This is a genomic window from Streptomyces sp. NPDC058157 (assembly GCF_042884105.1).
Classification (GTDB): Bacteria; Actinomycetota; Actinomycetes; order Streptomycetales; family Streptomycetaceae; genus Streptomyces.
The window spans coordinates 1-6,802 of record NZ_JBHVUQ010000297.1 but is presented as its reverse complement, the minus strand read 5'-3'; the positions used below and the strand labels follow the sequence as shown (position 1 = coordinate 6,802).

Annotated in this window: 4 protein-coding genes; 1 reads left to right on the top strand and 3 read right to left on the bottom strand. The window is 75.7% G+C overall.

What is annotated here, in order from left to right; genetic code table 11:
• Positions 1-2,085: nitrate- and nitrite sensing domain-containing protein (locus ACFVXK_RS36140; protein WP_389620835.1), on the bottom strand; the 2,085-nt coding region annotated here is incomplete at its 3' end.
• A 151-nt stretch (positions 2,086-2,236) separates the two neighbouring features.
• Complete coding sequence (locus ACFVXK_RS36135) at positions 2,237-3,424, bottom strand: FAD-dependent oxidoreductase (RefSeq protein ID WP_389620832.1); 1,188 nt, start codon at positions 3,422-3,424, stop codon at positions 2,237-2,239.
• Positions 3,425-3,785: 361 nt separating this feature from the next.
• On the opposite strand from ACFVXK_RS36135, the gene ACFVXK_RS36130 reads away from it, so the two are divergent.
• A complete protein-coding gene (locus ACFVXK_RS36130) occupies positions 3,786-4,013 on the top strand; it encodes a hypothetical protein (RefSeq protein WP_389620829.1) in 228 nt (75 codons plus the stop codon).
• Positions 4,014-4,101: 88 nt separating this feature from the next.
• Here ACFVXK_RS36130 and ACFVXK_RS36125 read toward each other — a convergent pair.
• Positions 4,102-6,802, bottom strand: a 2,701-nt coding sequence (locus ACFVXK_RS36125) for an ATP-binding protein (protein WP_389620826.1), incomplete at its 5' end; no start/stop codon positions are given.

Here is a 6,802-nt window from a genome sequence, read left to right as displayed (position 1 = left end):
GACAGCACCGGCCTGCGCCGCGGGCTCGGGTTCCCGTACGGGCAGGCGTACGGGGTCGGGCACGGCGGGCGGCCGGGGCGGCTGCGCGGGCCGCCGCCGGGGCTCGGGTTCCCGCTCGGCGGGCGCCAGCAGCGCGCCCGGCAGGATCACCACGGCCGCCGTCCCGCCGTAGACCGAGCGGCGCAGCGTGACGCGGGCCTGGAGCTGGTCGGCGAGGTGGCCCACGACGAACAGGCCCAGGCGGTGGGCGTTCTCGGCGAGGACGGAGTACGGCGGCGCGGAGTGCAGGCGCTCGTTCATGGCCTCGTAACCGGCGGGCGAGACGCGCGGTCCGCGGTCCTCGATCTCCACGGACAGTCCGTCCGCCACGAGTTCGGCGCGGACCACCACCTTCGAGCGGGGCGGCGAGAACCGGGTCGCGTTGTCCAGGAGTTCCGCCAGCAGGTGGCTGATCTGGCTGATGGCGTGCGGCTGCACGCTGGCCTCGTCCAGGGCCTGGCGTTCGATGCGGCGGAAGTCCTCGACCTCGGCGGCGGCCTCGCGCAGCAGGTCGGCGACGCGCATGGGGTCGGTGTGCGGGTCGGGGATCTCACCGCCGGCGAGGATGAGCAGGTTCTCGATCTGGCGCCGCATGCCCACCGTCAGCTGGTCGGCGCGCATCAACTGCGCCAGCAGCGCCTCGTCGTGGCCGAAGGTGTCCTGGAGGTCCTCGGTCAGGCTCAGCTGGCGGCTGACGAGGTTGCCGGTGCGCGAGGCGATGCCGGAGGCGAACAGGCCGAAGCCGTGCCGTTCGGCGGCGAGCTGCCGGTGGCCGTCGACGGAGGCCGCGACCACCCGGGCGAACGCGTCGGCGATCTGCCCGACCTCGTCCTGGCGGCCGCGCACGGCCGGCAGGGCGTCCTCGTCCACGGACTCGCCGCGCTGGAGGCGGGCCACCACGTCGGGCAGCGTCCGCTCGGCGATGGCGACGGTACGGGTGTGGAGCCGGTTCAGCCGGCGCAGCACCGACCGCGTGGTGAGCACGACGACGGCGGTGACCAGCAGCAGCGCGCCGCCGCTGGCCGCGATCAGCCAGGAGACCTCGGCCTCGAGTTCGGAGGCCTTCGCCTCGGCGTCGTCGAACACGCTGCGGGCGCGGGCGGTGTTGAGGGCGGCGAGGTCCGGTGCGAACGCGTGGTAGGCGGCGGGCCAGTCGGCCACGTCGGCCGGCAGTTTCACGCCGGTGGCGGTGTCCTTGTGGTTGGCGACGACCGCGTTCTCGATGCGGAGCTTGGTCAGCCAGGCCTGCGAGGCGGTGAGCTTCTCGTACGAGGCCCGTTCGGCGGGCGGCAGGTACGGAACGATCCAGGTGTCGTACAGGTACCGGTGGGTGCCGACGGCGTCGAGGAACTGGGAGAAGCCGGTGGCCGCGAGCTCTCGGGAGGGGCCTGCCAGGGCGAGGGCGGTGTCCTCGCGGGCGACCATCTCGGTGGCCGAGAACAGGGAGACGGCCGGGCGGCTCTCCTGGGCGAGGTCGGCGTCCAGCGAGTGGCTGAATTCGTCCTGGTAGGCGCGGATGATGTCGTCGACGACGCCGGTGTAGTAGCCGACCGCCTGCTCGGCGCTGCCGGTGTGGGCGTCCACGCGCTTGCGGTACGAGGCCAGCAGGTCGAGCCGTCCGCTCACCGCGTCCAGGCGTCCCTCGCCGGGGCCGTCGGGGCCGTGCTCGGAGCCCTGCGCCGGATCGCTGCCGGTGCCCGATATGCGGCGGAACTCCGCGGCCGCCCGGTCGGTGTCGGCCCGTTTGTCGCGCAGGGCCTCGTCGGTGACGGGCGAGCCCGCCCACCGGGCCGCCGCCATCGCCCGCTCGGCCTGGAGCTCGTTCATCAGCTTGACCAGCGGTACCCCGATGCGCTCGCCGGCCTCCACGTCGGCGCGCAGGTGCTCCGACTGGGCCAGCAGGCGCTGGGCGGTGAGGGCGGTCTGGGTGCCCATCGCCACGGTGGGGACGACGGCCAGGCAGACCAGCAGCGTACGCAGGCGTACGGTGCGGCGGCGCCGGGCGGGCGGCGGGCTCGGCGGGCCTTCGGGTGCCATCGCAGACATCGGTCCTCGGGAGCGGCGGAGAGGGCCTGGAGACGGGCATGGGGGAACTGCCGACACGGCCCTGTGGGGTGGGGATGCCGATCATATCCAGCCAGTCCGAATAAACGGAGACCCTACTTCCACACCGCTGTGCGGCGGTCCGCCGGGAGGGTCAGCGCAGGGACTCCTTCGGGGGACGCTCGCGGAGGGCTCCGTAGCCGATGAAGTAGGCGGGGACGCGATTGAGCCAACGTGATTCCGTGACCAGTCCCGTCATCCGCTGGGCGCGGCGGGGGTTGCCGAAGGCGGTCCGGCCCGCGAGCAGCGGTTCGATGACCTGGGTGTGGGCCAGGCGCTGCAGGCCCTGCGTCGCCACCGTGGTGGGCCAGCGGCGCAGTTGGACCCGGCGCACGTCGTGCAGGCCGACCGTGCCCGCGCGCAGCGGGCGCACCAGGTGGCGGGCCGCGGCCACGGCGTCCTGGACGGCCAGGTTGATGCCGATGCCGAAGACGGGCGACATCGCGTGGGCGGCGTCGCCGATGCACAGCAGCCCCGGCCGGTGCCAGCGGCGCAGCCGGTCGAGCCGGACGTCGAGGAGTTTGACCTCGTCCCAGGAGGTGACGGAGCCGGCCCGGTCGGCGAGCCACGGCGCGGCCTGGGTGAAGCGGGTCATGAAGCGTTCCAGCCCCTCGGCGCGGCGCTCGGCGTCCGTGCCCTTGGGGATGAGGGCCGCGCACTGCCAGTAGTCGCCGCGGTCGATGAGGGCGGTGAAGAAGCGGTCGCCGAGCCCGCCGACGAGCCCCCTGGGGTCGTCCTCGTGCCGCGGCAGACGGAACCACCAGGCGTCCATGGGGCAGGCGAAGCCCTCCAGGCCGAGTTCCGGCAGGGCCCGGGCGAGCGAGCCCCGGCCGTCGCAGGCCACGGTGAGGGTGGCCCGCAGCTCGCCGGTGCGGCCGTCGGCGGTGCGGTAGCGGACGCCCGTCACCCGGCCGCGTTCCATGAGGAACGAGGTCGCGCCGGTGTCCATGCGCAGCCGGAAGGACGGCTCCTTGCCCGCTTCGTCGGCGAGGAGGTCGAGGAGGTCCCACTGGGGCACCATCGCGATGTAGTTGTACTTCCCGTGCAGGGCCGCGAGGTTCCCGACGGTGACGAGGGACCGGTCCGGCCCGATGGGCAGCTGCACGGAGGACACCCGGCGCTGCGGCAGCCGGGCGAAGCGTTCGGCGAGGCCGATGTCGTCCAGCAGCGAGAGGGTCGACGGGTGCACGGTGTCGCCGCGGAAGTCCCGCAGGAAGTCACCGTGTTTCTCCAGGACCGTCACCTCGACGCCGGCCCGGGCCAGCAGCAGCCCCAGCACCATGCCGGCCGGCCCTCCACCCACCACACAGCACGTCGTGCGTTCCTGTTCCACGGCGGCACACCCCTCTCGGGAATCCGGGCGTTCGCTTGCGGGCCGCCCGAGGTGACGACTCACAGGTAGGTGACTAGCATGGTCAGAGTACGGCCGCCACCGCGCAAACGGGTGATTCACCTGCGGTGATGAGAACGGCCGGGTGAATGAGTGGTCCCGCCCATGGGTCCGTGGCCCGATCGGCCACGTCGACGGCGGATGCGCCCCCTCACGTTTATCGGGCAAAGGCAGGAACTCCGTGCTGTTGGCGAAAGGAGGAGGAAACCGCTCCGCGCCGGCTACGGCGCAGTACGAGAAGGGTTCTGAAACCATGCAGGCACTGAGAGTGAAGCGGCTTTTCGCGGCGTCCGCGATCGCAGTCCTCCTGGGCGGCGGCGCCGCCCTCGGCGCGGCGGGCACGGCGTCCGCGGCGGCGCCGACCCACGCGGTCACCTACAGCAGCCACGGCGGCGGCTGGGACGACGACGGATACGGTCACGGCCACGGCTGGTACGACGACGATGACGACTGGGGCGGAGGGTACGACGACTGCGGCTGAACGGTCGCGCGTCAGTGAGCCGTACGGGCCGCCGATCCGGCGGTCCGTACGGTGACGTGTCCTCACGGTGGCGCGTCCCGGCGGCTCGTCACCCCCGGCCGCGGAGGTCGGTCCGGCCCGCCTCGAAGGCGTCGGCGTAGGCCCCGGCGCCGAGCGCGTCGAGCAGCCGGGTGACGGCCCGGTCCGCGTCCCGGCGTTCCGCGACCGGCAGCGGGGTTCCGACGGACTCCCGCAACCCGGCGGCGGCGCCCAGGAGTCCGGCCGCCCTGAGCCGGTCGGCGCCGGTGCCGGCGGGGTCCGCCGCGAGTGCGCCCGCGATGCCCTCGAAGGCCTGGGCCAGGGCCCGGGCGTCGCCGGTGCGCCGGGCCGCTCGCAGTCCCTCCTCGTGCAGGCGGCGGGCCCGGTGCGCGTCCCCGCGCTCCTCGGCGGCGTAGCCCAGCTGTGCCAGGACCAGGGCGGCTCCCGCGTCCACCCGCAGCTCGCGGTTCCACTCCAGCCAGGGCTCCAGCAGTGCCTCGGCCGTGTCCGGGTCGCCGCCGTGGCGGGCGCCCAGCGCCAGGCCGATGACCGCGAACTGCTCGGCCGGCCGGTGCGACTGCTCGACCGCGAGCCGCCGGGCCCGCTCGTGCAGTCGCCGGGCCCGCCCGAGGTCGCCGGTGAGCAGGGCGATCCGGCCCTGGCGGGCCAGCCGGAAGGAGACCGTGGTCCACAGTTCCAGCTCCTGCGCGGTGCGCACCCCTTCCTCGTACAGCCGGGCGGCCCGCGCGTGGTCGCCGCGGATCTCGGCGAGCACGCCCAGGTGTTCGGAGGTCTGCAACTGGCCCCAGAGGTCGCCGAGTTCCGCGAAGAGGGCCGCCGCACCGCGGGCATGGCGGTCCAGTCCCGCCAGGTCGCCCCGGTACATGGCCCGGGTGGCGAGGGCGCTGCGCGCGGCGGCCTCGCCCCAGCGGTCGCCCAGGTCCCGGAACTCCTGTGGCAGGGCGTCGAGGGCGGCGCCGCCTTGTCCGGTGGCGGCGCCGGTGAAGCAGAGCCGGGCGAACTCCAGTAGCCACCGGGCCCGTGCGGCGGCGCCGGGCTCGGCGGCCGGGCCGGGGTCGGGTTCCCCGGCGAACACCTCGAACGCCGCCCGGCGCACGCGCAGCGACGCGGCGGGATCGTGGGCGCCGTCCGGCCGGGCGTCGGTCACCGCCAGCGTCGCGGTCAGCGCGGCCCTCGCCTCGGCCACCCGGCCGCGCAGGAACCAGTACCAGGTCAGGGACTCGGTGAGGCGGACGGCGAGTCCGGGCGCCGCCGGCCCGGGGGCGGTCTCCGCCGGCCCGGGGGCGGTCCCCGCCGGCCCGGGAGCGGTCGCGTGGTCGAGGGCGGCCGCGAGGTTGACCCGTTCGGCGTCGAGGCGTTCGAGCCAGACCCGCTGGCCGGCTTCGTGGAGCCGGGCCGCCGCGTGGGCGGCGAGGTCCGCGAAGTGTCCGGCGTGCCGCTGCCGCAGGACCGCCTCCTCCCCCGCCGCCGCCAGCCGTTCGCGGGCGTAGGCCGTGACGGACTCCAGCGTCCGGTAGCGGACGGCTCCGCCACCGGGGGCGCCGTCGGCGTAGGCGACGGTGACGAGGGAGCAGTCGACCAGACGGGCCAGCAGGCCGGGGACGTCTTCCACCCGGATCCCGCCGCCCGCGCAGACGGCCTCGGCGGACTCCAGGGTGAACCCGCCCGAGAACACGGCCAGGCGGCGCAGTACCGTCTCCTCGGCGGCGGCCAGCAGGCCCCAGCTCCAGTCGATCACCGCGCGCAGGGTGCGCTGGCGGGCCGGTCCGTCCCGGCGTGCCTGGCCGAGCAGCCGGAACCGGTCGTGCAGCCGGTCCGCCAGGGCGTGCACCCCGAGGGCCCGGACCCGGGTGGCGGCCAGTTCCAGGGCGAGCGGGATGCCGTCCAGACGGCGGCAGATCAGTGCCACCGCCTCCTCGTTGCCGGCGCTCACCGCGAATCCGGGAACGACGGCGGCGGCGCGTTCGGCGAACAGTGCGGCCGCCTCGGGCCCGGCGAGCGGGGCGACGGGGAGCAGGGCCTCTCCGGCCACGGCCAGCGGCTCCTGGCCGGTCGCGAGGACGCGTACGCCGGGCGCCTCGCGCAGCAGCCGGGAGACCAGGGCGGCGGCCTCGTCCACCACGTGTTCGCAGTTGTCCAGGACGAGCAGGATCCGGCGCGGGGACAGCAGGTGCGCGAGCCGGGCGGCGACGGCCTCCTCGCCTTCCTCGCCGGGCGGACGGCCGCCGGGTCCGCCGCCCGCGATGTCCTCGCGTTCCCCCAGGGCGGCCACGACGGCCGAGGCCACCCCGGCGCGCACCCCGGCGAGTTCGACGAACCACACCCCGTCGGGGTGGGCGCCGTCCCCGGCGGTGCCGGGCCCCCGCCCGCCGGGGTGCCCGGAGGCCGCCAGCCGGGCCGCCGCCGCGAGGGCCAGGCGGGTCTTGCCCACCCCGCCCGGCCCGGTCAGCGTCACGAGCCGCCCCTCCCCGACGGCCGCGCACACCCGGGCCACCGCTTCGGAGCGGCCGATCAGCGGGCCGGGGGGAACGGGCAGGCGGCCGGCGGGCGGCGCGGGACGCGCGGCGGCGACCTGCGGGGCGGGCGTCACGGGGCGGGCCACCGGGGGGTGCGGAGGACGCGGAGGGTCCGGGGTCAGCAGGGGGTCCTGGCGGAGGATCGCCTGGTGCAGGGCGGCGAGTTCGGGCCCCGGGTCGATCCCCAGCTCCTCGGCGAAGCGTTCCCGCACCTCGGCGTGGACCGCCAGGGCC

What these genes read in the sequence shown, in the direction of transcription:
- ACFVXK_RS36130 (WP_389620829.1), top strand. Translation starts at nt 3,786, where the DNA reads ATGCAGGCACTGAGAGTGAAGCGGCTTTTCGCGGCGTCCGCGATCGCA.
- ACFVXK_RS36135 (WP_389620832.1), bottom strand. Translation starts at nt 3,424, where the DNA reads ATGGTGCTGGGGCTGCTGCTGGCCCGGGCCGGCGTCGAGGTGACGGTC.